Here is a 25685-nt window from a genome sequence, read left to right as displayed (position 1 = left end):
CCGAATATACGTGTGCAGTCGGCACGGGCGCCAAAGCAAAGGAGGCTTGCAACGAGGAGGAGTCCATATACGGACGTCGAGGGCGAGCTTCTGAGAATGGTCGATAAGACGATTTACGCGGCAAAAGTAAGCAATCTTGCCTCTTGAGTATCTGCTATGAACGCATTGACTTGCTCTTGCGGATGCGGGGAAAGCTCTGGGTATTCATCTGCAAGGTATTGGATGACCGTATCTTCTTCCCAAGGGCCGAGCGAAGTCATGTAGTCAGGGTACTGATTTTGAATTTCTCTCCATGATTGGTAAGGATGCTTGGAGAGCAACATGACTGTTCGGGTGTAGATAATATGAATCTGCACGAATCTATTTCCGTATGTTGACGTTTGGGAAATCGCCAGGCGAGTTTAAATCCTTTTCAAGATTGCCTTCCTGTCGGCAGCTTTTGCCTGAAGAAAAGTGGTGGGCTGGACGTCCGCTTCTGGCCGGTTTCTGCCTATGCTGGCGGCGGGAGGGATACCGTCGCTATACGACCTATAGCGGCCATCACTGACCTCATCGCCTAAGCGAACTGCTTACCTGCCTTTAGTAAAAATCATAATAAAGCGCCCACTTCCCCGTTTCGACATGCTTCCAGAACATCAGGCTGCCGCTGTCGATTACGTTCAGGTTGATCTTCGCATCCGACGAAATCTGGAACACAAATTCGAAGCCTTCACCGGGATCGACCCCTGATTGGCAAAACGAGGGGTAGCCGCCGATTTTATGTTCGTAGGTGTGGGTGATCAGGTCGTAATAGCTTTGTATCGCGCCCGTGCTTTCCAGCTTCAATATCTCTTGCTCAAGGTCCGCCGGGACACCACCGCCATCCCACAGCGGAAAGTCCTCCGCCACCAACTCTGCGTTTAGTGGGAAGGGTTTGAGGAACGACCCTTCCACGGGCAATGCCTTGCGTACCAACACGTCATCTGGCCCATATTCACGGATGACCCAGTTTTGTCCCATCGGCTCAAAATGCTCGGGAAACGGGTTTGAAATAAACACCGTCAGTACACTGATTCCTGTCAGTAACGGGCTGGTAAAGGGCAGGCTGGGCAGATAGAACTGTGCATAGGGAAGCATAGGTTGCCCGGCTTGATTGGTCGGTACATCTTCATCAGGACGAAACAGAAAGATGCGACCTAGCCAGCTTTCTTCGTCAGTACCGGCAGGGCGGAAGCCACCGGCGCTGAACTTTACAGCGGGACGGGCCAAGAGCTGCTTTATTTGCTGAATTTCCATGGCGGTATAAAGCTCCTTTGCGACTCAGGCGTTCTGTACCGGGCCTCACAGAGGGTTTCGGCCAAGAGCAGACTTCAGCTATCTACCAGGCGATATAGCGCTTGAGCGTGGGATGTCGCTAGCCCTGTACGCTGCAAATTTCGGCGACTTTGCGAGCTGGGAAGCGCGGTTGCGGCGATCACAAGACTGCCGTGTTTTTTGGCTTGCTCTATCCGATGAGATATCAGGGCTCCATGGTAGCCTTGGCCTCGTGCATTTTTTCGGGTGGCAGCCGTCCCAAGGTAGGCAACTCCATTGCAGGCCAGGTACATCAACGCTCCTGACACGACCTTTCCATCAGCTTTAAGGACGTAGATTTTCAGACGTTCATTTGACATCAGTCCTGCGAACGAAGCCTGGCTCAACTGAAGATGCTCTGGCTTGGTATGAAATCCACTCGCATGCACGGCTGCGAACTCAGGAAGCGTTTGTGAGGTGGCTTCTTCGATTTCGAATGAGTGGTGATTCAAGACCACATTTTCGATGGTGCACGCGAGTTGCAGATGCGTCCACCCCCTCAGACGCTCCAACCGCTTCTCACCCACCAAAGCGTACTGTTCCAAAGGCGAGGCCTTTCCGATAAGAGGCGTTACTGTCGAATACTCTGCTGATTCCTTGAGCAAGCTCAATAGTGACTTGGGTCTGTCGGTACTATCGCCGTAGATGCGATTGAGCATCGGGCTAGGTGATGCCTTCACCTGAAAGCATGGAAAAGCTTCTTTGAAAAACACACGAGCACCAAAAGGGTTTCCACTTATCCGAGACAAACTCTCGACGCGGGCACACAAATACTCGCTTTCTGCGGCCTCAATCGCATGAGCCATTCCGACATTCATGTGCAAGTCCTTATTGCGTGATGTCCCAGAAGGGTAACGGCAAATTCAACAATACACACCTCCAAACACACTGCTGGTAGATAACCTGCTCCGGTGTCCCTTTGAGATCGATAACTGCCTGTCGCGAAGGGCTGCAATCGGCCAGAAGCAGCCCTTCGAGGCTAACCGCATTTGGCTCTTCATCCACCACTGATATGGAGGAGCTTTCCTTGGAAAACCGTTCAGGGTGACTCTCCGTATGCTCCAGATTTATTAGCCTGCTGTTCTTCCTGTTTTCACCTTCGCGTGAAAAACTACGCGCTCTTTGCCGCTCACTTTTTGTCTGTTTTGATGGAACTGCCGATGGACATCATGGATACCAAGCAAGAAAACACCCTCGAAAAATCACTCAGGCTGGCGGCGGATGAACCGGCCCATCGACCTGACTTTTTCAAGACTCTGTTGAATTCCACTATCTACGTCCTTGGCACTGCCGGCACTGGCGAAGGTCAAGTCAACCTCGAGGCTGGTAGCAACATCAGCATCGCGCATTGGCAAAAGCCTGACGGCTCCGCTGTCATCCCGTTTTTTTCTTCGTTGCAAACACTACAAAGATCCATAGATAGCGAAGAGTCCTACGTAGAGATCCCGGCCAGATCGCTGTTTGAAATCACACTGGGCACCCCTCTTTTCCTCAATCCAAAGTCTCCTTACGGGAAAGAGTTTTTCCCGGAGGAAGTGCGCCATCTGCTCTCCGACGAGATCGGCCAAAAGCCGGTGCAGCGCGAGGTCGAAAAAGACACCAAAGTGCTGCTCGGACAGCCGTCGCAATATCCGTCGAAGATGGTCAACTCGCTCACACAATTACTCGCCAAACATCGCAACGTAAAGCGTGCATTTCTGGCGTTGATGCATGACGCATCGTCTGATCAAAAGCCTCATCTGATCATTGGTATTGAAGCGGACGGAGATATTGAACTGGTCATGCGCGATGCCGGTAACGTTGCCGGGGATACCGCTCCGGATGGCGAACCGGTTGACCTCTATCGCGTTCACGAAGGGGAATCAGGCCTTAGCGATTACTTCCTCAAGCAAACCGCACCCTTCTATGAACGGAAGTCGGCAGGCTGGCTGCGTTCATTGTTCGGCTTTGGCAAAGCGTGACAAAGATCAACGTCGTGCTAACCGCCGAGCAGGCCTGCGAAATCGTGCTTGGCCTGTTTGACGGCGTCATGAGAGATGGCAAACCTGAGCGTTTTGTCATTCAGTCATGTGAGCTTTCCGCCAACGGCCATTACTGGCCCAGAGTGTGTAAAAACGCTGCGCCAAAATTGAAGTGTGCGCGTCTACGTTAATTCTGAAATTTATCGGCACGTCAGCAGATGTGCATTTCGCATAGAAGCGCGATTTTCAGTCCGGTTTTGAGTAGCTGTCGCGCTCAAAAACGTTTTTACACACCCTCGGCCGGTTGCAGCCCTTTGCGACAGGCAACAATCGGCCAGAAGCAGACGTTCGCAACCGGTTCATCCTTGTAAGGAAAGTCTTAAAACATCAGTATGAATCCACAGATATTTTGAATGGCGAACACATGCGTACTTTTATTTCAGTGCTTCTCATGGGCATAAGCACCTTTGCGGTCGCCGGTTACGATCTACATATCAGTCGCAAGGTTTTCTGGGCTGACGACTTCGGCCCCGAAATTACCTTCGAAGAATGGCAAGAACATTTGAAAATCGACCCACAGGTCGTCAGGGATGTTGCCAATAGCCCTCAGGACTTCATGGTTTCCATACCTGGAGAGTCATTTCCGCTCTGGTATCGCTCAGATCTCGGTGAGCTGTTTACAAAAAATCCGACTGACAAGGCCATCACTAAGCTCGAAGAAATTGCTCGCAGCTTGAACGCAAGAGTTCAAGGTGATGATGGCGAGTTCTATCCAGCGGCACCTTGACTACACATGTCTGCGCAGATGTTGGTCCTGGTGAGAGGTAGTGGTTGCGTAATGGCCGCTTAGGGTCGGTTGCTGCCCTTCGCGACAGGCAGAAACCGGCCAGGAGCAGACATTCGAACCGCTGACCAATACACTGCCGCGACAATCGTACTCAAAAACGTTTGAGCAAATTTTCACGCAGGAAGAAGGGTTTCAAATGAGTCTTGATCTGTACCTGGAAGCGGATAATGCACTCACAGCCCCGACATTGAGGAAAGCCTTAAACGATGCTGATGCCTGGGAAATCAACGTAGTTGGCGACAGTTTGGAAGCTACCTTTATCTCGGGACTAACGTTGAGTACCGATGGCGTAATCACGGACTCAACAATTTACTCCGAGGATACGAAGGGCATCGACTTCCGTGTTGCTATGCGTTGTACCATCAGAATCAAAGGCCCCGAGCCGGAGGGGCAGTCTGCTATGGACGATCTGGACAGAATAGCGCAATCCATCGCTCAGACGTGCTCATCCCTCTTCCTGATAAGCTTCCAGCTCGAAGAAACATTGTACTGGCGGGACACAGCGGGGCTGCACCGTCCTGATGCCAGAACCTCCAAAAACAATGACGAATCCACCTAAGCGCACTCTGTCTACTACTGGGCATTTGCTGCACATCTCGATGAAATGGCTATTAGTTGCTTTTCGCGAAGGGCCGCTTTGGATCGGTTCGGGCCTGTCTCGACCACAATAAAACGGCAAAAAAGCAGATGCTTGATTATGAAGCAGTTAAATCCAGAATATTTACTAAAAGAAAATGTACATGAAGAAGCTAAGTAATGATTTCAGTGGAGCACTCCGAACATTTGCGTACTTCATGGCAAGTGGAAGCCACTACATGCTTGAAAACGTAGCGTACCTCGACATTTATGGATCTGAGCCGAGTGCAATTGAGATGGTCTTCGCGATATTCGCGAACGTAATAGAGATGGACAGCGAAGGCAACGTGCTCAATTTCACCTACGCCCAAAGGAGAGCGACTGACTACTTAAGGTCATACTGCGACCCATCTTTCAAAGTAACGCCGCCTCTTGAAGACTGGGAAACCGAGCTCTATGGGCCGCCCTCACTCGGACGCTAAGAAATGGCTTTAGCTCGCAGACACGGGGGACCGGAAAGGGTCGAAAGATCCAGCCGAATGGCTGCTTTTGGCCGAGGGTGTGTAAAAACGTTTTTGAGCGCGACAGCTACTCAAAACCGGACTGAAAATCGCGCTTCTATGCGAAATGCACATCTGCTGACGTGCCGATAAATTTCAGAATTAACGTAGACGCGCACACTTCAATTTTGGCGCAGCGTTTTTACACACTCTGGGCCGATAGCAGTCGCTCACAGAAGGTATGTAACGGTCCTAGGACCGCCATTAATCTCCTACACAAACTTCGGAATTCCTAACCTTGCCCGTCGTTGCGATGAAGTTTATAGTCCGCCCCGTCGCCCAAAATGGCGATTCAGGTTTGGCGACCTGATCATAGAGAATGCGAGGGCTGTCCGCTTTATTGCAGGGGTCATTGCACCCGCAAAGCCGCTGTTATGGCGGCTGTGCGCGGGAGACCTTCGGGTCTGCCGGTTTTCTCTGTGCCGGTTCGCCAACCTGCGCACAGCTGCCACCCAATCGTTTGGCGACGACTGAGTGTCGGCCTTGAGCCAATCAAACAGAGATCTTCAAATGAATAGATACATGCCTCTCACCGGAATCGATCTGATCCCGGCCTCCCTGCTCATCGATACCCAAGCTCCACTCGACGTCCTTCAAGCCATGGCCGACTACCGCATCCGCACCGTCACGCAGGTGCTGGAAAACATCGCCTTCCGCGCCGAGCTCGGTTGCGACACGGTGGTGTTGACGGACTTCTCCAAATTGCTGGCCATCCCATTGCGCGATGGCTGTGACTTGATGGATGTGATCGGCCGACGCTTGCGGGCGCAGGCGGCGGAGTAAATGAAAACGGGCGCCTATCGGGCGCCCGTTTTGTTTGCGGTCCGGAATGCTTTGCTGGGACGTAGCATCGGACAACTCAACACCCCTCCCCTCACTGCAAAGGACTGCCAAGTGAACATCTCCGTTATCCTGCACCCCTTACTCAACATCCTGGTCTGGCTGCTACCGCTGATGCTGGTATGGACGCTGCTGCGCACGCGCCTGTTCAAAGGCTGGTTCGGTGAACGTCTGGTGCGTTTGCGCGCACACTTTAGATTGGATCGTCAGGTTTACCGTCGCCTGCATGACGTAACGCTGATCACCCCGGACGGCACCACGCAGATCGACCATGTGTTTGTGTCGCCCTTCGGCATTTTTGTGCTGGAGACCAAGCACATGAAAGGCTGGATCTTCGGTGGTGAGAAGCAGGCTCAGTGGACGCAGCTGATTCACAAGAAGCGCTTCACCTTCCAGAACCCGAACCGCCAGAACTACAAACACTTGAAGGCCCTGCAAGCGGCGTTGGGCATCGGCCCGGACTTTGTGCATTCGGTCATCGTGTTTGTCGGCCCAAGCACTTTCAAGACCAGGATGCCGGCTAATGTCACCCGAGGCGGTGGCTGGGTCCATTACATCAAGTCTTTCCAGCAAACGGTGTTCAGCGAGGCGCAGGTGACGGCCATGTTGCAGACCTTGCAAGCAGGTCGCCTGGCGCCGACGCTCGCTACCCGGCGTGAACATGTGCAACGCCTGAAGCAGCGCGACGATCCATCGGCCTCGCGCCAATGCCCGCGCTGCGGCAGTGCGCTGGTGGTGCGGACATACAACGGTGGCCCGAGGAGCGGTCAACAGTTTTGGGGCTGCAGCACTTTTCCCAAGTGCCGAACGGTGCAGCCCATTTCGCCAGGCAGCTAAGCTGAATGAGTAGGCCCTTTCGCGAATTACCGCAGTTCAGGAGGCGCAAATGAGCAAGCAACCTCAACCCCGTAGCCGCTCCAACCCTCAGCCCAAGTCCCGCCCGGTCGTACCTGACCTGCCCAGCAAAACCGGCAACAAGTCCGGGGGCTTGCGCGGTAACTACCCGCCGAAGAAGCCTTGAAGATGAAAGGTGGCCATGAAAGGTGACAGCTCTATTTAAAGCGTTTTGGGCGAATGGTTTTATGAAGCAAAGCAACATGACGCGCTGATACATTCGCCCTTTTTCAGCAAGCAAAGCATTATGCGAAGGATTATCGCAACAGGGGCGCTCTTGCTCGCCTCACTTATCCCGACGGGTTGCTGGCAGAAATTTTACGCAAAATTTACGGGTTTGACGGGGTGCGCATCCGATACTGCGCGGTGCAAATTTGGAACGCTATTGTTATGTCCCTCGCAGCCATTCGGCTTATCGGATTCATCCTAGGGCTTTTTCTGATCACGCTGGCCGTGAGCATGGCTATTCCCATGATCACACTGGTGGTCTATGAGCGTAGCGACGATCTGTCAGCATTTCTCTGGTCGAGTTTGATTACCTTTATCTGTGGCCTCCTGTTAGTCGTGCGGGGACGCCCGGATACTGGCCAGCTTCGTCCCAGGGATATGTACCTGCTGACGACCGGAAGCTGGGTCGTTGTGTGCACCTTCGCAGCGTTGCCAATGGTGTTCATCAGCGATATCAGCTACACCGATGCATTCTTTGAAACGATGTCTGGTATCACAACCACTGGCTCGACTGTCCTCACCGGTTTGGATAGCTCATCTCCCGGCTTGTTGATATGGCGCTCCATGCTGCATTGGTTGGGAGGCATCGGCTTCATCGGCATGGCGGTGGCGATCCTCCCGCTGTTGCGAGTAGGCGGCATGCGTCTGTTCCAGACAGAGTCCTCAGACTGGTCGGAGAAAGTGACACCTCGCTCCCACATGGCAGCCAAGTACATTCTTTTGCTCTACCTTGGGCTGACTGGCATCGGAGCCCTGGCGCTCTGGCTCGCTGGAATGACGCCATTCGAAGCGGTCAACCACGCAATGTCATTGATCTCCACCGGGGGATTTTCGACTTCGGACTCCTCACTTGGGCATTGGACGCAACCAGCGATTCACTGGGTAGCGGTGGCCATCATGATTCTGGGCAGCCTGCCCTTCACCTTGTACGTCGCGACATTGCGGGGCAATCGGCGCGCGCTGCTCAAGGATCACCAGGTCCGCGGATTTATTGGGTTCCTGTTCGTCACATCACTGTGCGTGGGCACCTGGCTGTACTTTCATAGCGATTACGGATGGTGGGACGCGTTTCGTATCGTGGCAGTGAACGTGACCTCGGTTGTCACGACCACCGGAATTGCGGTTGGCGACTACACCTTGTGGGGAAGCTTCGCTGTCTTGCTCTTTTTCTACCTGACCTTCGTCGGTGGATGTTCAGGCTCAACGGCAGGTGGCCTTAAAATCTTCCGTTTCCAGGTTGCAGCCGCTCTCCTGGTCAGTAGCTTGAAGCAGTTGATCCATCCTCGAGCCGTGATACAGAAGAAATACAACGGTCATCCGATCGACGAGGAAATCGTGCGCTCGCTTTTGACCTTCTCGTTCTTCTTCACGATCACTATTGCGGCCATCGCCTTGGGCCTGGCGCTCATTGGGCTTGATTGGACTACAGCGTTGAGCGGTGCCGCTACTGCGGTGTGTAACGTCGGGCCAGGGCTGGGCACGATCATTGGGCCCGCCGGTAATTTCTCAACATTACCTGATGCGGCCAAATGGCTACTGACCATTGGAATGCTTCTGGGAAGGCTGGAAATCCTGACGGTGCTGGTACTTGTCACTCCAGTTTTCTGGAAATATTGACCCGCCTTGTCGAGGGCTGAGTCTAAAAAGTACATGGGGGGCGGCAAGTACTGCCATAGAAAGATCAGTAGTCGTTTGAGTTGCTGGTTCGGCCGATGACTGTCCGTCGCCGTTGGCAACAGGCCTATTGCATCGGTAGCGCAACGCGTCTTCGTGAAATCCCGTCTCCGGCAGACTGGGCAGACCTGCTTGGCGCGACGGACGGGCGCTCACTATTTAGCGTCGACTGCCGACAACCTGATATGTAAATAACTAGCTTCAACGAGTACCGGTCATTTATGCCTAACGCTCTCCCCACCATCTCTTGTTCTTCAACCAATCGCTCAAGCGTGGCCCTGACTCGAACTTCGCTATTCAAGTTTGTGGGTCTTTTGGCGGGGGTTTTCTTATTTGCCTGCTTTTCACTTGTTTATGTTGCGCAAAATCTAGATCGGACGGAGGAGCGTGACAGTGCGTTTTACACGAAGAAAGCCGTGGAATCGTTGGAAAAATCGCTGCGCTCGACCGTCAAGGATTACGCCTTTTGGGGCGATGCTTACAAGCACTTGCATACTCAGGTAGACGTGGACTGGGCGTACGTACGGCAAAATCTCGGGACGACACTTTATACAGAGTTTGGGTTTCGGGGAGTGTTTGTAGTCAACGATGTCAATCGTACCGTTTATTCCTTGGTCAAGGGTCAAAGGGTGTCAGTTGAAGTCGAACAATGGCTAGAACAGTCTGTTGATGCGATTCTCGATCAAGCACGTGAGGGAGCGGAAACCGAAACGCCGACGACTACGTTCATCAATGTGGGAGGGATACCTGCCCTCGTCGCTGCGGCTGCGATTACGCCCGGAACCGATCCAACGGTCATAGCGGATGATAGATCGGCGTCGGTGTTGATATTCGTTGAAATGTTGGACAGCGCCAAGCTCGCAACAATAGGCCGGGATTTCGGGGTAGATGGCCTGCACACGGCCGCTCCCGACGAAATCCCCTTGGTGTCTGCCTATCCCCTGGGCGAGGCCGGTGCAGCAGGCGTCCTGCAATGGAGTCCGCACAAACCTGGGCTGCAATTATTGGCGCTGGGGTTGCCCTTGGTGGGACTCGCTGCGCTGCTGGTGTGCCTGATGACTTGGGTGATCTTGCGTCGTACGACGGCCGCTGCGCAGGCGCTTGACGCCAGCTATGCATCGCTGCAAAGCAGTCAGACCGACCTTGCCACCAGTGAGGCGCGCTTTCGTGATGTTGTTGAGGCCAGTTCGGATTGGGTATGGGAAATGGACGCCGGTTGGCGCTTCACCTATCTATCCGAGCGATTTGAAGATATCACGGGCTTTTCCAGGACTGCATGGATTGGTGCGGCGATGGATGATCTGCTGCGCACTGAATTAGGCACTTTATCTCAGTGGCTCAGTATTCCGAACCGTCGTCCGGATATCAGTATTCAGTGCCGCTACGTGGATACAAATGGCCAAGAGCGAATCACCCGTCTTTCGGCGCGAGTCATGGCAGGAGGAGGATTCCGGGGGACAGCAACCGACGTCACGGAGGAAGTTGAAGCCCGTCGACGAATCGAATTCCTCTCACAACATGATGCCCTGACCGGCCTTCCCAACAGGACACGACTACAGGAGTTTCTTGATGGCAAACTCAAAGCGTTGCCGACACTAGAACAACCCTTGGTCATGCTCAGTCTGGACCTTGATCGATTCAAACCAGTGAATGATCTGTTAGGACATGCCGCAGGTGACCTGGTGCTTAACCAGGTGTCGAGCCGCTTGGCAGATTGTGTTCGCCACGGCGATCTTGTCGCTCGGATCGGGGGGGACGAGTTTGTACTGATACTCACCGATGTCAGTTCCCAAGAGGAAGTCGAGGCGCTTTGTCGCCGTTTGATCGAGTCCATCGAGCAGCCGATTCAAATCAATGAGCAAGAGGTATTTGTCAGTGCCAGTATTGGTATCGCGATGGCGCCAAATGACGCTTGCGAGGCGACTGAGCTGCTACGTTATGCGGATATTGCGTTGTATGAAGCCAAGGCTGGAGGTCGTAATACCTGGCGTTTCTATGCGGGGGATATGAACGCCAGGATTATTGAGCGACGTCGTCTGGAAAGTGATCTGCGCTTTGCAATAAAGAATGGAGAACTTCGACTCCACTTCCAACCGCGCTACCGTATCTCAGACGGGCAGATGGTCGGCGCTGAAGCGTTGATACGGTGGCAACATCCTGAGCGCGGGTTAATACCTCCCGATACGTTCATCCCCATCGCTGAAGAATCCGGCCTGATCCTTTCCTTGAGTGACTGGGTCATAGACACCGCCTGCCGTTGCGCTGCACGGTGGCCGGAACATTTGTTTGTATCCGTCAACCTTTCACCTAGCGAATTCAAGCGAGGCAATTTGGTGGAGCGTGTGCAGACAGCACTTCACAACTCGGGAATCGCGCCTACCCGGGTAGAGTTGGAGATTACTGAAAACGTCATGCTCGAAGATGCCCCCGGCGCACTAGAGCTGATGCGTACATTGAAGCGCCTGGGCGTGCGCATATGCATGGACGACTTTGGCACGGGGTATTCTTCACTGAGTTATTTGCGCACGTTCCCCTTCGATGGCCTGAAGATAGACCGGAGCTTTCTAAACAAACTGGTCGAAAGTGATGATGAGTCCATCATCCAGGCGATTGTGGGCTTGGGCCGCGCGTTATCACTCACCGTTACGGCGGAAGGGATTGAAACTGCCGAACAGTTGGATTTGCTCAAAGCAGTGTCGTGCGATGAAGGCCAAGGTTTCTTTCTAAGTCGGCCACTTGATACTGACGCCTTTAACCTGTTGGTGAAGGCCAGAAAAAACACAGACGCCAAGAGCAAGGCTTAGTAAAAGGTAACAAATCCATTTAAAGCGTTTTTGGCGAATGGCGTCATCAAGCAAAACAGAATGGCGCCTGATGCATTCGCCCTTTTCGGGAGGAAAAACGATGCGAAGGAGTATCGCAACGGGGGCGCTCTTGCTGGCTTTGGGCGGGTGCGCAACCTCACCTCTGCCGGTTTCTGAAGCCCGGCCAGTGCCGGCCGACAAGATGTACGCGTTCAAAAGCCAGGGCACGAAAGAGCCTGGACGCCTGACTATTGTCCGTGATGACGGGTTTGTCGGTGCGGGATGTGACGCCATGTTCTACATCGATGGTCAGCGCGCAGCCAAGATAGGCCCCGGTCAAAAGGCATCTTTCGTTTTGCCTGCCGGTGAAGTGAATCTCGGTGCCGGGCTCGCCGAGTCTGGATTATGTGCGGGTGCCGCGATCAAAACGGTCGCGGCCAGGATCAAACCAGGCAAAGAAGTGATTTATCGAATCAACTGGGATACGCAAGCTTTCTACTTGGGCCCTTACGTTGAATATGGACGTTGAGCCCAGACGGTTCTAGTCTGTTTCGCACGCTGCACCACCCCGAGCGAGTGATTGCAAACACCAAAGCGTACGGATGGCTCACAACCCCGATCATGTTTTATTTCAGTTCCGTTCTTATTTCGGTTCCGGGTACGAAAAATTTGCCGGGATCATCGACCTTCTTCAGGTCAACCAAGGCCCGGCAAATGCAATGTGAGAATTGCTCCTGCAACGTTTCGGGGTCTGTCCATGCCATTTGCGATGCTGGCAAATGTTGTGCCTCGGTCGATTTATAGCAGACACAATTGTCTAGTCGGGTGACGCCATTATCATTTGTGCTCTGACAAGCAGTGGTCAGCAAAGAGATCGCGATGAGCATGACGAAACGTTTCATTGGCTCCCCTCCGAGGCTGTTGTGAAGGGCTGACGCTCAAGATCGGGCTGGCTGTTGTAACGACGTGGTGACCGCTGAAGGCGGTGACACGGCGTGGCCGCAAAACCCGGTCTGCTTAATAAGCCCGACAGTAGAAGGAAGCTTAGCTGTCATTTTGCGTCGCTCCATTTACTGGCTGTTTTTAGCCGATCACCGTCATTAAAGAGCTCGTATTCAACACCCGTTTTCTGCCCCTCCCCACTCGGCTGTTTTGCAGAGAGAGGCAGCTTGGGCATAGACAACTGCCCGGTTTGATCTAGCCTTGAATGAGATCACGCGGGAGAAAAACACCATGCCCCTTGCTCTCAGAAATCTATCTACCTTTGCGTTAGGTGCCTTCCTTTGCATAGCCGCGTGGGGTCAAGGGGTAGCAGACACCGATCAGCCACCGGCCATACTCCCACTGGAGTCTGAGACAGGACCAAAACTCATTGCCTACCCGCCGCTCGCCGCGCCGCTGGCCCGCGGGGTTGTCATTATTCAGTATCGAACCGAGCACGCCCGGATCATGCCGGTATTTGGCAAAACGGCTGTCGAAGTATCACCACGGCTCGGCCACCTTCACGTGACCGTCGACGACTGGAAAGGTACTTGGGCGCACACCAGTGAAGACCCGATTATTTTGGTTGGGCTGACGCCGGGCGCTCACAAGGTTCTACTTGAAGTGGCTGATCCGAGTCATAAGATTTTGACCAGTACGGTGGTGAACTTTGTCGTTCCGCAGAAGAACCCAGCGGACGCTCCTCATGTTGAAGAACGCCACGCCGTGAAACCATAACGGTTGTGCCATCAGCAGCCCTGGACCATTCATCAGCGGATTCGTCATGAGCGTCCGATGCCTGCTCTAACGTGCTAGAGCAGGCAGGCACACAACGAGTGACTGAAAAATCCTACTCAGCCAACACTAACCGGTGCCGATGGGATAAGCCCGACTGCAACGCAAATGCAACGATCACCGTAGAGGGTGCGGAAAAACTGCTCAGGCCACCGCCAACAAACATCAACGCAAGCCCCAAAGCGGTGGCACCAAACCACGCCGTCAAACCCACGGAATTGAACGCGGGCACCCGTTCGAGTGCCGCCATTTCATTGCGCCCGTAGTGTATCTGCGCCAACGCCACGCCGACCCAGGCCACCACGAAGATCCCCTGATAGGCCAACGCTTTGAGGAGGTAGGCAAACACGTCCGCGAGCATCAAGCCGTAGACGATCACCCCCACTACCAGTGCCCACATCAAGTACGAACCGCGCAGGCCAAAACGCCCGAAGAACGCCTGCATGTTCAGTGTCGCCAGGTAGTAATTGGCGGTGTTGATCCGGGTTTGCGTGGCCCAGACAAACAACAAGCCCCACAAGCCCATCAATTGCAGAATCGCCATCACCACAGAGACTTCGTTCAGCGCACCTTCGTGGGGAATACTGCTGACCAGATAGATGCCCGCCGCGCCATTGAGCAGGAAGGTCACCGCGTAGAACGGCATGCCGAAGTTCCAGCGCCCGTGATACTCGGCGTCTTCAGGCTTGCCGAAACGCGCGTAGTCGAAGGTGAACAGCATCAGCACCCAGACCCCCATGTAAGCGACAAAGCAGTCCCACCAGCCGAAGGCGCTGGGTGTTGCCGGGCCGAAATCCAGCCATTGCGGCTGGTAGCCATATCGACTGATCGAGAGCCCGACCGCCACCAGCAAACCGCCCAGATACACCGGCAACAACACGCCGTTGAGCTTGTCCAGCCAATGCTGCACGCTGCCCAGAATCATTGGCACGCTGTAGAGCACCACCGCCAATGCGGCCAGCGGATAAACCAGCTCCGGATACAGGTGATTGAGCGCCACGGCGATTACCGAGCCTTCGAATACCGCGTAGTAGATCGCCGTGGAAAAGAAGATCAACGTTGCCAGGCACGCCCCGGTCCTGCCAAACAGCAACCGTGAAAACAACGCCACCGACAAGCCGCTGCGGATCGCAAAGCGGCTGAGCACGCTATTGACCAGCCCATAGCTGATCACCGACAGAACCATGCCGATCAGTGCGTTGCGGGCTCCGTACGACAACGCCAGTGAGGCGCCGACCACGATGTAAAACATCGCACTGCACACCGCCCACCAGGCCATGGTCAGGGACAATCGCCCCATGCGCGCTTCGGCTGGAACGGGTTGATTGGCCGGGTCTTGCCCGGTTTGACTCGATTGCGATAAAGCAGCCATGTGCGTGAACTCCAAAACCAGTCAAAGGTTGAAGCGCGGGCAGCCGCCACCGCACCGAAGTGCGGCGTTGGCTTACCGTTTGGCATTACCCGCGCAATGCGGCGGGCAGAATCAGGAAGGGAACAGCTTGCTCAGGCAGCTGAGTTTTTTCTTATAGGAACGTCGCGCTTCCAGCGCCTCTTCGAGGGTCACCGCGACAAAGCGGGCCTTCTGGTTCGGTTGCATCTGGCCGATCAAGTCGAGGTCGGCGCTGATCACCGTGCCGATCATCGCGTAGCCTCCGCCGGACACGGCGTCGCGATGCAACACGATCGGTTCGAGCCCGGCCGGGACCTGGATCGAGCCAATGGGGTAGCAACTGTCGACGATGTTCGACGGATCAGAACCGGCGCCGAACGGCTGCTCGCGGGGCTCAAAGCTCAGCGCGCTGCCGCCCTTGAAGCGGTAGCCGATGCGGTCTGCTTCCGAGCCCACCGTCCAGGGTTCGGCAAAGAAACTATGCGCGGCGGATTCGCTCAAGCGGTGGTAGTAAAGACCCGGCACCACCCGCAGAGTGATTTCGCCCCCCAAGGACTGGCGCAACGCCATGGGCAAACTGGCCCCGGCGCGGCTCTTTCCGCTGGCGATACCGACGGGCAGTTCATCACCCGCCACCAGCCTGCGCCCCTGAAAACCACCGAGCGCACCCAGCGCATAAGTGGAACGACTGCCGAGCACGATCGGCACATCGATGCCGCCGGCCACCGCCACGTAAGCGCGGGCGCCAGCTTTGGGAAAGTCAAAGCGCAGCACTTGCCCGGCCTTCACCGCAAACGCCGTGTCGTGGTGCATTTCCACGCCGTCGACCCGTGGCGTCATGTGCGCGCCGGACACAGCCACCAGCGCGTCTTGTTGAAACTCCAGCTCCGGCCCCAGCAACGTGCATTCCAGTGCTGCCGCCCCCGCCGGGTTACCGACCAGTTGATTGGCCGCACTCAAGGCGTACTGATCAAGCGCGCCGGAGGGCGGAATGCCCAAGTGGTAATACCCTTCGCGTCCCAGGTCCTGTACCGACGTGGCGAGACCGGGTTTGAGTACCTTGATCATGCCAACACCTCCTGCAGCGACTTGGGATAGCCAACGGGATCGGCCAGAAACGCATCCAGCGAAAACTCCACCGGCCGGATCCGCAGATCGAAGCAACCGGCTTCCACTTCGGCCACCGCGTGGTCATACGCCTCACGGTCCATCGGTTTGAACTGCACGATGTCACCGGGGCGGAAAAACACCATGTGCTCTTTCAGGTACGCCAGGTTCTGCTGTGGGTCGTAGATCGGTGCCGGCGTGACGCCAAACATCTGATATCCACCGGCACCGCGCACCGAGTAGATGCAGCCAAAGCAACCGCCATGACCCAAGGTCAGTTTTGGCGTGTCGGTACGCGGGCGCAGGTATTTGGGCACCTGCAACTGCCGCTCGCGCTCGACCATCTGGAACATGAACGGCAGCCCGGCGACGAAGCCGACCATCGAGACAAACCACGGCGCACCACTGTGGGCGGCGATAAACGCCTCGACGTCCGCCAGGCCGTTGATACGTGCGGCGTATTCCAGGTCCGTGGCGCTCGGGTCCTGATGCCGGTCGCGAAAGCGCATCAGGGTTTCGTGGGTCCAGGGGTCGTTGTACAGCACCGGAATCTCGATGATCCGCGTCTGCAACGTGCGTTCGGCGACGGCCCCGACTTCGGCGATCTTTACCGCTTCGAGCAAGGTATGAGGGGCGATGCGATCCGGGTCAAAACGGATCTGGAATGACGCGTTGGCCAGGCAGATATCGAGCACGCCATCCAGTGCCAGCCGTTCCACCGCGCGAGTGACGGCCAGGCCCTTGAAGAACGCGTCCAGGGACATGCTGTCGCTGACTTCGGCGAACAGGTGCTCATCGGCGCCAAAGCTGTAGCGGATGGGAGTGCTCATACTTCACCTCCGAAACGGCGCTCGGCCAGCCAGGTTTCCAGGGTGCCGGTGTGAAAGTCGGCGCTGTGCAGCCACGGTTGCTCCAGCAGTACGCCGTGCAGGGACAAGGTGCTGGCCATGCCAGTGAGCGTGGTTCGCCTTACCGCAACCCGCGCACGGGCCAGGGCTTCGGCGCGATCAGCGCCATGCACGATCAGCTTGGCCAGCAGCGAGTCATAGTACGGCGGCACACGGTAGCCTTGATACAGATGAGTATCGACGCGAATGCCCTCACCCTGCGGCCAGATCAGTTCCTCGACCAGCCCCGGGCTGGGAAAGAAATCCCGCGCCGGGTCTTCAGCGTTCAGGCGCATTTGCAGGGCGGCGCCGTTGAGCTGGATATCACTCTGCTTGAAGCCCAGCGGTTCACCCCCGGCAATGCGCAACATGGCCTGGACCAGATCGATGCCGGTGATTAATTCGCTGACCGGGTGCTCAACCTGAATCCGTGTATTCATCTCGATAAAGAAAAACTCGCCGGTGGCGTCGTCATACAGATACTCCAGCGTCCCGGCGCCCTTGTAGCCGAGGGATTCGGTCAGGCGCACGGCGCTGGCGCAGAGGGTTTCCCGTTGCTGCTGACTGAGGGCCGGTGACGGCGCTTCTTCAAAGATTTTCTGCCTGCGACGTTGCAGGGAACATTCCCGCTCAAACAAATGCACGGCGTGCTGACCGTCGCCCAAGACCTGCACTTCAATGTGCCGGGCCTTGCTGATAAACCGCTCCAGGTAAACCGCGCCATTGCCAAACGCGGCCTGGGCTTCACGCTGTGAGCGGGGAAACTCTTCTGTCAGTTGCTGGGCGTTTTCCGCCAGGCGAATGCCGCGCCCGCCCCCACCGGCCGAGGCTTTGATCAACAGAGGGAAGCCCACGGCTTCGGCGGCCTTAAGCGCCGATTCGACGTCGAACAATTCACCGGGGGAACCCGGCACCACCGGCACGCCAGCGGCTTGCGCAGTGCGTCGGGCCTCGGCTTTGTCGCCCATGCGCCGGATCGTGTCCGGGCTCGGGCCGACGAAAATGGCGCCGGCGGCAAGGACCGCTTCGGCAAAATCGGCGTTCTCCGAGAGAAAACCATAACCGGGGTGTACTGCATTGGCGCCGGTGGTTTTCAAGGCACCGAGCAACGCTTCGACGTTCAGGTAACTTTTATCCGCACGGGCCGGGCCGAGGACGTGGACCTCATCGGCCATGCGCGCGGCCTGGGAATCGACGTCTGCCTCGCTGCATGCCGCAACGGTGGGGATCCCCAACGCTTTGGCGGCGTGGATAATCCGCACGGCGATCTCGCCACGGTTGGCAATCAATAATTTACGAATACCTTGAGTCATGATCGCGCCCTCACTCGTCGTCGAGTGTTGCGACGACCTGACCCGGTTCCACCGGATCGCCGTCTTCTACCAGGAATGCGCTGAGGCGACCGGCCTTTCCGGCGGTCAGTTCGGAAAACTGCTTCATGACCTCGATCAGGCCAATCACCGTGTCGGCACTGACCTGCGCGCCCACCTCGACGAAGTTCGCCGATTCAGGAGTCGCTTTGCGGTAGAAGGTCCCGGGCAACGGGGTGATTACAGTGTGTTCGGCCATGTCTGTTCCTCTTGGAATAGTTGTAGAAAGGCAGGCAAAAATGAATCGGTGTGCAAACCCTGGCATCTGTGTGCCAGGTGTCTCGTCCTGATTTAGCGCGGTGCACGAACCTCGATCCCAGCGCTGTCGAGGGCACTGCGCGTGGCTTCGACCAACGCCAGGGCGCCAGGGGTGTCGCTGTGTAAACAGATCGAATCGAATTCGATCGCCAGGTCTTCACCCTCGACCGTGCGCACCACGCCTTGCTGACAGGCACGCAGCACTCGCGCGGCCACTTGCGCCGGATCGTAGGCTCGTACGTTGCGGGTAAAGACGATGGAGCCTGTGAGGTCGTATTCGCGGTCGGCGTAGAACTCGCGGATTACCGGTTGGCCAAGCTCCTTGGCGACCCGCCAGATCACCGAGTCGGGCATGCAATACAGCAGCAACTCAGGCTCCAGGCGCTGAAGGTTTTCCACCAGCAGACGGGCGGCCTGTTCGTCCCGGGCCAGGTGCATGTAGAGCGCGCCATGGGGCTTGATGTGTTGCAGGGCTACGCCTTGAACCCGGGCGAGTTCACGCAGGGCGCCCAACTGGTAGAGCATGTCGTCGACCAGCTCCTGGGCCGGTGCATTGATGTGCCGGCGGCCAAATCCAACCAGGTCGCGGAACCCCGGGTGCGCGCCGATGGCCACGCCCAGGCGCTTGGCCTGCTCGATGGTGCGGCGCATGGTGCCGGGGTCGCCGGCATGAAAACCGGTGGCGATATTGGCTGAACTGATGAAGCCCATCAGTTCGTTGTCGACGCCATCGCCGATGGTCCATGGGCCGAAGCCTTCGCCCATGTCCGAATTGAAATCTACTGCTTGCATGACGCTTGCTCCTGACACTTGTGACTTCATGCAGGCCAAGTTAGATTCCTCCGTACCCCTTGGGAAGATCTATTAACAGATAGGGTATCTTCTGAAAAACAGATACCTCGTCATCCGGAGTGCCCATGTCACTGACCCTGCGCCAGGTCCGCTATTTCGTCGCCACCGCCGAGATCGGGCAAATTTCCCAGGCCGCGATCCATTTGAATATTTCCCAGTCGGCGGTGACCACGGCGATCAAGGAACTGGAGGGTATGCTGGGTGCGCTGTTGTTCCAGCGCTCGGCCCAGGGCATGAGCCTGACCGATGCCGGGCGGCACTTTCTGAATCGCGCGTATGTGATTTTGCGCAGTGTCGATGATGCGATGAACAGTCCGTTGCCGGACATTCGCGCCAGTGGCGTGCTGCGTCTGGCAGCAAGTTACACGGTGATCGGCTACTTCCTGCCGCACCACCTGCAACGCCTGGAACACTGGCATCCTGACGTGGCCATCGAAGTCCACGAACAGGAACGGACGGCCATCGAAGAAGGCCTGCTGGAAGGTCGATTCGACATGGCCGTGGTGCTCACCGCGAACCTCACTCACCCGGACATCGTCTCGGAAATTCTCTTCAACTCCGAACGACGGCTTTGGCTGCCCAGCCACCATCCACTGTGCGAACGTTCGGCGGTCAGCCTCGCCGACGTGGCGAAAGAACCCTACATCCTGCTGACCGTCGACGAAGCCGAACAAAGCGCCATGCGCTACTGGGAACACGCACACCAACAGCCGAACGTGCGGGTGCGCACCAGTTCAGTGGAAGCGGTGCGCAGCATGGTCGCCAATGGCAGCGGCGTGGCGATCCTTTCGGACCTGGTACACCGCCCTTGGTCACTGGAAGGAAAACGCATCGAGACCCTCACCGTCACCGATAAAGTGACGCCCATGAGCGTTGGTCTGGCGTGGCATCGCGAACGCGAATTCAGCCCGGCCATGCAGGCGTTTCGTAATTACTTCCACGATGCGTTTTTGGCGCCGCAACAACTGTCTGCGCGACGCTGAAGTCGAGCAAAGTTCGTCAAGCTTTACAGCGCTGGTTTGTCACTGCGCGCCTTGAGATTGGCTTTGAGCTGTTCGCTCATCGGCATGTTCAGGTTCATTCCTTTTGGAGGAATCGGTGATTGAAACCACTTGGTGTATAGCCTTTCGAATTCGCCCGACTCCATCAGACGGGTTATGGTGCCATCGACCAATTGCTTGAATTCAGGATCATCTTTGCGAAGCATGCAGCCGTAGGGTTCGACTTGCAGCGCATCACCCACGACTTCGAGCGAATCAGGATTTTTCGAGTTCGCCATGAGGCCAAACAGCAGGATATCGTCCATGGCAAACGCCACGGCACGATCATTTTCAACCAGCGCCATGGAGTCGTCATAGTCTTTGCCCAAGACGACCTGTACGTCTAGATTGTTGTCGGCACTGTATTGGCGAAGGACCTTCTCGTTCGTGCTGCCAACGGTACTGGCGACAGTCTTCTTTGCGAGATCGGCGTAGTTCTTTATGCCGGAGGTCTTCTTGGTCAACAGGCGCGTGCCTGTGTAGAAATGGCTAATTGCAAAAGCCACATCCTTGCCACGGGCAGCGTTGTTGGTGGTGGATCCGCACTCCAGATCGTATGTGCCATTGACCAGCAACGGAATGCGGGTTTGCGAAGACACCGGAATGTGAGCCACTTCCAGGTTCGGCTTGTTGAGCTTCCTGCGCACATCATCAACGATGGCATCGGTTAAATCGACTGAGAAACCTACGGCTTCGGCAGGACTGATCAAGTAGCTGAAAGGTACCGACGCCTCCCGGTAAGACACGGTGATTTTGTTACTGTCGGAAACTTTTTCGAGTGTCTGCGAGTTGGCGGGAGATGCAATGGCGGACAAGCCTGCGACGAGGATTGTCGTTGCTACGAAATATGAGGTTTTCATCGGACACCCTTGAAAGTAGGAAAAAGGCAAAAACATCTCAAAACACACTGAAAAACGTAAAGGATGTGAGCACCAATTTCCGGCGTGTCTACGAAACGTTATTGCCAACACTACGCCCAGGGACGGTAGATACTTTGCGCCAGATCAGAAAACCGAGGTATGTGCGAGATCGCACGAATTTCATCGCGATGTTCAGGCGGCAGCTTTATCGGGGGATTACTTCGCGAAATGCCGACACGTCTGGAGGCGAGTCATGAGCAAACAACCTCAACCCCGCAGCCGCTCCAACCCTCAGCCCAGATCCCGCCCGATGGTGCCCGACTTGCCCAGCAATACGGTCAATAAGTCCGGTGGCTTGCGCGGACGGCACGGGCGTGAGGCGCATCCATTGCTGCCATCGATAGTCACCATCAACTCAATGAAGTTCTCTTAAAAACTCCGGGGCGTAACATCGCCTCCATACCAAACAACTACACCCCGGAGCACACCATCATGAAACGCCAAATCCTTCTCAGCATCGCTTTCTCGGTTTTTGCAGTTAACGCTTTCGCCGCTTCTTCTGCTCACCCGGTTGTCGCTGAAGGCGGCTCGGATCGTCTGATTGAAAGCCGCGTGGCTGAAGGTGGTTCGGATCGTCTGATCGAAAACCGCGTTGCTGAAGGTGGTTCCGACCGTCTGATTGAAAACCGCGTCGCCGAAGGTGGTTCCGACCGTCTGATCGAGAACCGCGTCGCTGAAGGTGGTTCGGATCGCCTGATCGAAAACCGCGTCGCTGAAGGTGGTTCAGACCGTCTGATCGAAAACCGCGTCGCGGAAGGTGGTTCCGACCGTCTGATCGAAAACCGCGTCGCGGAAGGTGGTTCCGACCGTCTGATCGAAAACCGCGTCGCTGAGGGTGGTTCTGACCGCCTGATCGAAAGCCGCGCTGCCTGAATGAATGGCTTTACTGCGGCATCCAACAAGAAGCCCGGCCTGACATGCCGGGCTTTTTTACGCTCTGTTTTTACTCAGTCAAGCTCTGGACAGGCAGAACGGGCGCACAGTGCTGCCACAAACGTCCTTCGATGAGCACCTGACTCTGCAATGGGACGATCGTGGTTGGTACAGAGTCAATCCACGATAAACAACTTCGCGCCTGTGGTGCTGAAAGATCGATGCCCCTCAGCGTTGTTGCCCACCTGATAGCTCATCCCCGCTGTAAGCGTGAATTGGCGACCATCCTCCAGTTCCGTGTGCAACTCGCCTTCCAGGCACAACAGGATATGCCCTCTCCAGCACCAGTGATCGGCCAGATAACCAGGACTGTATTCAACCATCCGCACACGCGTCGAACCAAACTGGCAGGTTCGCCAATAGGCAGTGCCCGTCTGTCCAGCGTACTGGACAGGTTCGACAGTCGACCAATCGGTCGTACCAAAGGGAACATCCGTTAGATCCATGGGTGGCTCATCAATGACAGAGGATCTGTGGACCGTACCGCTCCAGTGGGATTCTCGATAGATACAGATGCCCCGCATTTAGGAGATACAGGCGCCCATCCAAGCTTGCAATCACTGACTCAAATGGATGCCGCTAGCCCATGCCAATCAAGCCCTGCGCGTGGAGCAATACTCCACAATGAGCTGAGTGACCGCTGCCACCATCGCCTGATCCGCTTCAGGTGAGGCGAACAGCCGACATTGCGCATCCGGCAATGCCGGCAATCCTTGTTCAGCCCCAAGAGCCGCCAGCCCCTGCCCCAACTGACTGAGTGGCATGGGCGCTATCGCGAAGCCTGCCAGTGCCGCCGCCCGCAACCCGGCGGTGCTGCTGCACAACATTGCCGTGCGTTGGGCGATTCCGGCCTGCGCCAGTCTCGTCAGCGCGGCTTCGCGATAAGGGCACGGCGCGGGGAACAGGGCCAGCGGCAACGGCGTCGGTAACCGGGTGACGGGTTGCGCCGACCACGCCCACACCAGCGGCTCTTGCCACAGCAGCAACCCCGCTTCGCTGGTTTCGCACAACGAACCGATGACCACGTCCAGTTGCCCTTGCTTCATCAGCGCCAGCAACGAACCCGGGATGTTCACCTGCACCTCGATTTCCATCCCGGGGTACTGCGCCGCGAAATCCTGAACAGTGCGCAGCAATCGAGACTCGACAAAATCTTCGGACAACCCGATCCGCAACCGCCCGTGAAACGGTGTGCGTGTCAGGTCAGTCCAGGCATCACGGTTCAGCGCGAGGATCGTGCGTGCATAAGCGACCAGGCGCTCGCCATCGGCCGTCAGTTGCTGGGAACGGGTGGTACGCGTCAACAGCGGCTTACCAATCTGCTCTTCCAATCGCCGCACATGGCCACTGACCGCCGACTGAGTCAGGTGCAGCTTCTGGGCGGCACGGCTGAAGCCGTCTTCATCGACGACCGTGACAAATGTCTTGAGCAGCAACGTGTCGAACATAGTTTTATTCGTGATTAATCTAGTTGGAATTTACGATTTATATTTCAAATACAACTATGTTGCAATGCGTCACCTGCCCCGCCCTCATCATTCAAGGTGTGCCATGACAACCCTTCTGCATATTCAATGCTCTCCACGCAAACAGCGCTCGGCTTCCCTCGAAGTCGCTCGCAGTTTCATTGCGCGTTATCAAGCAAACACCCCGGACACAGAAATCGTCACCCTCGACCTCTGGAGCATGGCGCTGCCGGAATTTGATGATGTGGCGATGGAGGCCAAATACGCCGGGCTCAGTGGCACGCCGTTGACCACTGCGCAACAGGAGGCCTGGAACACGTTGAAAGAACTGGCTGCGCACCTGCACCGCGCGGATGTTCTGGTGATGTCCGTACCGCTGTGGAATTTCAGCATCCCTTACAAACTCAAGCACTTCATCGACCTGATTTCGCAGAAGGACATCCTGTTCAGCGTTGACCCGGAACGCGGTCTGGAAGGCATGCTGCACAACAAACGCGCCGTGGTGATGTACGCCCGCGGCCTGGATTTTTCGGCGCAGTCGATCACACCGGCGGAGCGCTTCGACTTTCAGAAGCCCTACGTGGAAGCCTGGCTGAGATTTATCGGCGTCACGGATGTGCATTCGGTGATTGTGGAGAAAACCATCCTGGGGGAAGACGTTGACCTGCGCGCGCGTGAGGCTGCGACTCAGCAGGCCAGGCGGCTGGCAGACCGCTTCATCCCCTCCCCCGCAATAATGGCAGCAGGTATCTGAGGGTTTTGAAGCACGGCCTGCGAGACCTAACCTCTTATGGCCGTTCTCTGCTGTCCGAACAGGTCGACTGGCACGATTTGATGCCGAGCAACGTATAGACAGGGCAGAAACGGAAAATACCAGTGGCCAGCGGCACTAAACCTATCCAGCCCCATACGCCGATCACCCCGGACAGACTAAGGCCAATGAGAAGCAGACCGGCGACAATGCGCAGGGTTCGATCAATGGTTCCGACATTCGCTTTCATGGCGATCTCCCGATCAATGGTTGCGCCGGGTCTCCAGCGCAGTAAACAACAACATGCCGGCCAGCATCGCCAACATGAATACGATTATTTGCCAGCGTCCTGTCAGCAGAATGGCCACTGCGGGGCCAGGACAGATGCCTGCTATTCCCCAGCCGATGCCAAACAACAGGCTCCCGCCAATCAGGCGCGGGTCCAACTCACGTTTGATCGGTAGCTGCATTGGCTTTCCCAGCAGCGAACTGGATTGCCGGCGTGCCCAGGTCAGCGGGCCAATGGCTATGCCGATTGCGCCGACCATGACCAACGCCAAGGAAGGGTCCCAGGCACCGGTCAGATCCAGGAAAGCGAGCACTTTGCTCGGGTTGGCCATGCCGGCCAGAAGCAGACCCAAGCCGAACAGCAGACCTGCAATGAATGCACTCAGTTTGATCATGTCCAACCTCCCAGAAGATGACGCAGGACAAACACTGTGGCGAAACCACTGAACATGAAGCACGCAGTGGCAACCATCGATCGCGGCGAAAGGCGCGATATGCCGCACACCCCATGGCCACTGGTGCAACCTGAACCGTATCGTGTGCCGATGCCCACCAATACACCGGCGACGATCAGCCCGAACCAGCCAGTTTTGAATTCGATCTGCGGCAGCGTGGCGAACAAGCCCCATAGAATCGGTGCGATGAGCAGGCCCAGGAGAAAAAGTGCTTTCTCACTCACCCCCTCGCTCCCACGCTGTAAAAGACTGCCGATCAGACCGCTGATGCCTGCGATACGCCCGTTGGCGACGACGAATAGACTGGCCGCCAAGCCAATCAGTGCGCCACCGACAAGGGATGACCAGGGGGTGAAGTTGAGCCAGTCGACATTCATGAAGATTCTCCGGCACGAAATGGTTGATAGAGGGTGTGGATGACTGGCAATGCAGCGGGATTGCCGATGCGATCGAACACCTGCTTTGCGTCACGGCGA

General features: G+C 56.2%; 31 protein-coding genes. 15 read left to right on the top strand and 16 right to left on the bottom strand.

The genetic code is table 11. From position 1 onward, the window contains the following. Positions 1–113: 113 nt before the first annotated feature. The 3 genes from AC1ROI_RS05445 to AC1ROI_RS05435 form a co-directional block, all read right to left on the bottom strand. Positions 114–356 carry a hypothetical protein gene (locus AC1ROI_RS05445; RefSeq protein WP_010459294.1) on the bottom strand — a complete coding sequence of 81 codons (243 nt, stop codon included), beginning with the start codon at positions 354–356 and terminating at the stop codon, positions 114–116. A gap of 223 nt (positions 357–579) precedes the next feature. Further along, positions 580–1275, bottom strand: a complete 696-nt coding sequence (locus AC1ROI_RS05440) for a DUF1963 domain-containing protein (RefSeq protein WP_102595551.1) — start codon at positions 1273–1275, stop codon at positions 580–582. A 74-nt stretch (positions 1276–1349) separates the two neighbouring features. After that, a complete protein-coding gene (locus AC1ROI_RS05435) occupies positions 1350–2150 on the bottom strand; it encodes a GNAT family N-acetyltransferase (RefSeq protein WP_102595550.1) in 801 nt (266 codons plus the stop codon). A gap of 342 nt (positions 2151–2492) precedes the next feature. On the opposite strand from AC1ROI_RS05435, the gene sseB reads away from it, so the two are divergent. The 10 genes from sseB (at position 2493) to AC1ROI_RS05385 (ending at position 12245) form a co-directional block, all read left to right on the top strand. Beyond that, on the top strand, positions 2493–3293 hold the full coding sequence (sseB, locus tag AC1ROI_RS05430; RefSeq protein ID WP_102595549.1) for an enhanced serine sensitivity protein SseB: 801 nt from the start codon (positions 2493–2495) through the stop codon (positions 3291–3293). A 424-nt stretch (positions 3294–3717) separates the two neighbouring features. Continuing rightward, entirely contained in the window at positions 3718–4080 is a 363-nt protein-coding gene (locus tag AC1ROI_RS05425) for a hypothetical protein (protein WP_172962148.1), read from the top strand. 196 nt (positions 4081–4276) lie between these two features. Then, a complete protein-coding gene (locus tag AC1ROI_RS05420) occupies positions 4277–4699 on the top strand; it encodes a hypothetical protein (protein ID WP_102595547.1) in 423 nt (140 codons plus the stop codon). 181 nt (positions 4700–4880) lie between these two features. Continuing rightward, entirely contained in the window at positions 4881–5198 is a 318-nt protein-coding gene (locus AC1ROI_RS05415) for a DUF7677 family protein (RefSeq protein ID WP_102595546.1), read from the top strand. A 588-nt stretch (positions 5199–5786) separates the two neighbouring features. Further along, positions 5787–6059: a hypothetical protein gene (locus AC1ROI_RS05410; protein ID WP_077749846.1), complete on the top strand. Its 273-nt coding sequence runs from the start codon at positions 5787–5789 to the stop codon at positions 6057–6059. A 111-nt stretch (positions 6060–6170) separates the two neighbouring features. Then, on the top strand, positions 6171–6953 hold the full coding sequence (locus AC1ROI_RS05405) for a nuclease-related domain-containing protein (protein WP_102595552.1): 783 nt from the start codon (positions 6171–6173) through the stop codon (positions 6951–6953). 49 nt (positions 6954–7002) lie between these two features. Then, positions 7003–7137, top strand: coding sequence for a hypothetical protein (locus AC1ROI_RS05400; RefSeq protein ID WP_256580182.1), 135 nt, complete (start codon positions 7003–7005; stop codon positions 7135–7137). Between the two features lie 263 nt (positions 7138–7400). After that, positions 7401–8855, top strand: a complete 1455-nt coding sequence (locus AC1ROI_RS05395) for a TrkH family potassium uptake protein (protein ID WP_102595545.1) — start codon at positions 7401–7403, stop codon at positions 8853–8855. A 278-nt stretch (positions 8856–9133) separates the two neighbouring features. Continuing rightward, complete coding sequence (locus AC1ROI_RS05390) at positions 9134–11716, top strand: bifunctional diguanylate cyclase/phosphodiesterase (RefSeq protein WP_102595544.1); 2583 nt, start codon at positions 9134–9136, stop codon at positions 11714–11716. Between the two features lie 100 nt (positions 11717–11816). Further along, positions 11817–12245 carry a hypothetical protein gene (locus AC1ROI_RS05385; protein ID WP_102595543.1) on the top strand — a complete coding sequence of 143 codons (429 nt, stop codon included), beginning with the start codon at positions 11817–11819 and terminating at the stop codon, positions 12243–12245. Positions 12246–12342: 97 nt separating this feature from the next. On the opposite strand, the gene AC1ROI_RS05380 is transcribed toward AC1ROI_RS05385, so the two are convergent. Beyond that, positions 12343–12618: an META domain-containing protein gene (locus AC1ROI_RS05380; RefSeq protein ID WP_083377043.1), complete on the bottom strand. Its 276-nt coding sequence runs from the start codon at positions 12616–12618 to the stop codon at positions 12343–12345. 331 nt (positions 12619–12949) lie between these two features. Between AC1ROI_RS05380 and AC1ROI_RS05375 the strand changes: the two genes are divergently transcribed. Then, positions 12950–13435 carry a DUF6130 family protein gene (locus AC1ROI_RS05375; RefSeq protein ID WP_102595542.1) on the top strand — a complete coding sequence of 162 codons (486 nt, stop codon included), beginning with the start codon at positions 12950–12952 and terminating at the stop codon, positions 13433–13435. A gap of 112 nt (positions 13436–13547) precedes the next feature. Here AC1ROI_RS05375 and AC1ROI_RS05370 read toward each other — a convergent pair whose 3' ends face one another. The 6 genes from AC1ROI_RS05370 to AC1ROI_RS05345 form a co-directional block, all read right to left on the bottom strand. Further along, positions 13548–14864 carry a purine-cytosine permease family protein gene (locus AC1ROI_RS05370; protein WP_102595541.1) on the bottom strand — a complete coding sequence of 439 codons (1317 nt, stop codon included), beginning with the start codon at positions 14862–14864 and terminating at the stop codon, positions 13548–13550. 111 nt (positions 14865–14975) lie between these two features. Next, entirely contained in the window at positions 14976–15950 is a 975-nt protein-coding gene (locus AC1ROI_RS05365) for a 5-oxoprolinase subunit C family protein (RefSeq protein ID WP_083377046.1), read from the bottom strand. After that, positions 15947–16819: a 5-oxoprolinase subunit B family protein gene (locus AC1ROI_RS05360; protein WP_102595540.1), complete on the bottom strand. Its 873-nt coding sequence runs from the start codon at positions 16817–16819 to the stop codon at positions 15947–15949. The genes AC1ROI_RS05365 and AC1ROI_RS05360 overlap by 4 nt, the downstream gene beginning before the upstream one ends. Then, entirely contained in the window at positions 16816–18189 is a 1374-nt protein-coding gene (locus AC1ROI_RS05355) for an acetyl-CoA carboxylase biotin carboxylase subunit (RefSeq protein WP_083377048.1), read from the bottom strand. The genes AC1ROI_RS05360 and AC1ROI_RS05355 overlap by 4 nt, the downstream gene beginning before the upstream one ends. Before the next feature lie 10 nt (positions 18190–18199). Continuing rightward, positions 18200–18445 carry an acetyl-CoA carboxylase gene (locus tag AC1ROI_RS05350; RefSeq protein ID WP_077749837.1) on the bottom strand — a complete coding sequence of 82 codons (246 nt, stop codon included), beginning with the start codon at positions 18443–18445 and terminating at the stop codon, positions 18200–18202. 92 nt (positions 18446–18537) lie between these two features. Beyond that, a complete protein-coding gene (locus AC1ROI_RS05345) occupies positions 18538–19296 on the bottom strand; it encodes a 5-oxoprolinase subunit PxpA (protein WP_010459262.1) in 759 nt (252 codons plus the stop codon). Between the two features lie 125 nt (positions 19297–19421). Between AC1ROI_RS05345 and AC1ROI_RS05340 the strand changes: the two genes are divergently transcribed. Continuing rightward, on the top strand, positions 19422–20339 hold the full coding sequence (locus AC1ROI_RS05340; protein WP_083377050.1) for a LysR family transcriptional regulator: 918 nt from the start codon (positions 19422–19424) through the stop codon (positions 20337–20339). Between the two features lie 23 nt (positions 20340–20362). Here AC1ROI_RS05340 and AC1ROI_RS05335 read toward each other — a convergent pair whose 3' ends face one another. Then, entirely contained in the window at positions 20363–21256 is an 894-nt protein-coding gene (locus AC1ROI_RS05335) for a transporter substrate-binding domain-containing protein (protein ID WP_102595539.1), read from the bottom strand. Between the two features lie 253 nt (positions 21257–21509). Between AC1ROI_RS05335 and AC1ROI_RS05330 the strand changes: the two genes are divergently transcribed. Both AC1ROI_RS05330 and AC1ROI_RS05325 read left to right on the top strand, forming a co-directional pair. Beyond that, positions 21510–21689 (top strand): hypothetical protein, encoded by a 180-nt coding sequence (locus AC1ROI_RS05330; RefSeq protein WP_102595538.1) that lies wholly within the window; start codon positions 21510–21512, stop codon positions 21687–21689. A gap of 59 nt (positions 21690–21748) precedes the next feature. Continuing rightward, positions 21749–22189 carry a phage infection protein gene (locus tag AC1ROI_RS05325; RefSeq protein ID WP_145309481.1) on the top strand — a complete coding sequence of 147 codons (441 nt, stop codon included), beginning with the start codon at positions 21749–21751 and terminating at the stop codon, positions 22187–22189. Between the two features lie 176 nt (positions 22190–22365). On the opposite strand, the gene AC1ROI_RS05320 is transcribed toward AC1ROI_RS05325, so the two are convergent. Then, positions 22366–22695, bottom strand: a complete 330-nt coding sequence (locus AC1ROI_RS05320; RefSeq protein ID WP_010459253.1) for a DHCW motif cupin fold protein — start codon at positions 22693–22695, stop codon at positions 22366–22368. A gap of 147 nt (positions 22696–22842) precedes the next feature. Then, positions 22843–23697: a LysR substrate-binding domain-containing protein gene (locus AC1ROI_RS05315; RefSeq protein ID WP_102594891.1), complete on the bottom strand. Its 855-nt coding sequence runs from the start codon at positions 23695–23697 to the stop codon at positions 22843–22845. A gap of 103 nt (positions 23698–23800) precedes the next feature. Between AC1ROI_RS05315 and AC1ROI_RS05310 the strand changes: the two genes are divergently transcribed. Next, positions 23801–24469, top strand: coding sequence for an FMN-dependent NADH-azoreductase (locus tag AC1ROI_RS05310; protein ID WP_102594892.1), 669 nt, complete (start codon positions 23801–23803; stop codon positions 24467–24469). A 34-nt stretch (positions 24470–24503) separates the two neighbouring features. On the opposite strand, the gene AC1ROI_RS05305 is transcribed toward AC1ROI_RS05310, so the two are convergent. The 3 genes from AC1ROI_RS05305 to AC1ROI_RS05295 are packed head-to-tail and all read right to left on the bottom strand — an operon-like array spanning position 24504 to position 25586. Continuing rightward, on the bottom strand, positions 24504–24716 hold the full coding sequence (locus tag AC1ROI_RS05305; protein ID WP_010459248.1) for a YgaP family membrane protein: 213 nt from the start codon (positions 24714–24716) through the stop codon (positions 24504–24506). A gap of 13 nt (positions 24717–24729) precedes the next feature. Next, complete coding sequence (locus AC1ROI_RS05300; protein ID WP_083377055.1) at positions 24730–25149, bottom strand: DUF6691 family protein; 420 nt, start codon at positions 25147–25149, stop codon at positions 24730–24732. After that, positions 25146–25586: a YeeE/YedE family protein gene (locus AC1ROI_RS05295; RefSeq protein WP_102594893.1), complete on the bottom strand. Its 441-nt coding sequence runs from the start codon at positions 25584–25586 to the stop codon at positions 25146–25148. The genes AC1ROI_RS05300 and AC1ROI_RS05295 overlap by 4 nt, the downstream gene beginning before the upstream one ends. Positions 25587–25685 lie beyond the last annotated feature (99 nt).

Source organism: Pseudomonas sp. GW823-FHT02C02 (assembly GCF_058797635.1).
Note: the sequence above shows the minus strand (reverse complement) of the source record. Positions and strands in the feature narration are given on the sequence as shown.

Bases quoted from the DNA above. Each gene is read 5' to 3' on its own strand.
- AC1ROI_RS05305 (WP_010459248.1), bottom strand. From the start codon at position 24,716: ATGAAAGCGAATGTCGGAACCATTGATCGAACCCTGCGCATTGTCGCC.
- AC1ROI_RS05390 (WP_102595544.1), top strand. From the start codon at position 9,134: ATGCCTAACGCTCTCCCCACCATCTCTTGTTCTTCAACCAATCGCTCA.
- AC1ROI_RS05355 (WP_083377048.1), bottom strand. From the start codon at position 18,189: ATGACTCAAGGTATTCGTAAATTATTGATTGCCAACCGTGGCGAGATC.
- AC1ROI_RS05440 (WP_102595551.1), bottom strand. From the start codon at position 1,275: ATGGAAATTCAGCAAATAAAGCAGCTCTTGGCCCGTCCCGCTGTAAAG.
- AC1ROI_RS05310 (WP_102594892.1), top strand. From the start codon at position 23,801: ATGACAACCCTTCTGCATATTCAATGCTCTCCACGCAAACAGCGCTCG.
- AC1ROI_RS05295 (WP_102594893.1), bottom strand. From the start codon at position 25,586: ATGAATGTCGACTGGCTCAACTTCACCCCCTGGTCATCCCTTGTCGGT.
- AC1ROI_RS05300 (WP_083377055.1), bottom strand. From the start codon at position 25,149: ATGATCAAACTGAGTGCATTCATTGCAGGTCTGCTGTTCGGCTTGGGT.
- AC1ROI_RS05320 (WP_010459253.1), bottom strand. From the start codon at position 22,695: ATGGATCTAACGGATGTTCCCTTTGGTACGACCGATTGGTCGACTGTC.
- AC1ROI_RS05335 (WP_102595539.1), bottom strand. From the start codon at position 21,256: ATGAAAACCTCATATTTCGTAGCAACGACAATCCTCGTCGCAGGCTTG.
- AC1ROI_RS05415 (WP_102595546.1), top strand. From the start codon at position 4,881: ATGAAGAAGCTAAGTAATGATTTCAGTGGAGCACTCCGAACATTTGCG.
- AC1ROI_RS05365 (WP_083377046.1), bottom strand. From the start codon at position 15,950: ATGATCAAGGTACTCAAACCCGGTCTCGCCACGTCGGTACAGGACCTG.
- AC1ROI_RS05395 (WP_102595545.1), top strand. From the start codon at position 7,401: ATGTCCCTCGCAGCCATTCGGCTTATCGGATTCATCCTAGGGCTTTTT.
- AC1ROI_RS05425 (WP_172962148.1), top strand. From the start codon at position 3,718: ATGCGTACTTTTATTTCAGTGCTTCTCATGGGCATAAGCACCTTTGCG.
- AC1ROI_RS05410 (WP_077749846.1), top strand. From the start codon at position 5,787: ATGAATAGATACATGCCTCTCACCGGAATCGATCTGATCCCGGCCTCC.
- AC1ROI_RS05370 (WP_102595541.1), bottom strand. From the start codon at position 14,864: ATGGCTGCTTTATCGCAATCGAGTCAAACCGGGCAAGACCCGGCCAAT.
- AC1ROI_RS05325 (WP_145309481.1), top strand. From the start codon at position 21,749: ATGAAACGCCAAATCCTTCTCAGCATCGCTTTCTCGGTTTTTGCAGTT.
- AC1ROI_RS05350 (WP_077749837.1), bottom strand. From the start codon at position 18,445: ATGGCCGAACACACTGTAATCACCCCGTTGCCCGGGACCTTCTACCGC.
- AC1ROI_RS05375 (WP_102595542.1), top strand. From the start codon at position 12,950: ATGCCCCTTGCTCTCAGAAATCTATCTACCTTTGCGTTAGGTGCCTTC.
- AC1ROI_RS05315 (WP_102594891.1), bottom strand. From the start codon at position 23,697: ATGTTCGACACGTTGCTGCTCAAGACATTTGTCACGGTCGTCGATGAA.
- AC1ROI_RS05330 (WP_102595538.1), top strand. From the start codon at position 21,510: ATGAGCAAACAACCTCAACCCCGCAGCCGCTCCAACCCTCAGCCCAGA.
- AC1ROI_RS05385 (WP_102595543.1), top strand. From the start codon at position 11,817: ATGCGAAGGAGTATCGCAACGGGGGCGCTCTTGCTGGCTTTGGGCGGG.
- AC1ROI_RS05345 (WP_010459262.1), bottom strand. From the start codon at position 19,296: ATGCAAGCAGTAGATTTCAATTCGGACATGGGCGAAGGCTTCGGCCCA.
- AC1ROI_RS05380 (WP_083377043.1), bottom strand. From the start codon at position 12,618: ATGAAACGTTTCGTCATGCTCATCGCGATCTCTTTGCTGACCACTGCT.
- AC1ROI_RS05400 (WP_256580182.1), top strand. From the start codon at position 7,003: ATGAGCAAGCAACCTCAACCCCGTAGCCGCTCCAACCCTCAGCCCAAG.
- AC1ROI_RS05420 (WP_102595547.1), top strand. From the start codon at position 4,277: ATGAGTCTTGATCTGTACCTGGAAGCGGATAATGCACTCACAGCCCCG.
- AC1ROI_RS05340 (WP_083377050.1), top strand. From the start codon at position 19,422: ATGTCACTGACCCTGCGCCAGGTCCGCTATTTCGTCGCCACCGCCGAG.
- sseB (WP_102595549.1), top strand. From the start codon at position 2,493: ATGGACATCATGGATACCAAGCAAGAAAACACCCTCGAAAAATCACTC.
- AC1ROI_RS05360 (WP_102595540.1), bottom strand. From the start codon at position 16,819: ATGAGCACTCCCATCCGCTACAGCTTTGGCGCCGATGAGCACCTGTTC.
- AC1ROI_RS05435 (WP_102595550.1), bottom strand. From the start codon at position 2,150: ATGAATGTCGGAATGGCTCATGCGATTGAGGCCGCAGAAAGCGAGTAT.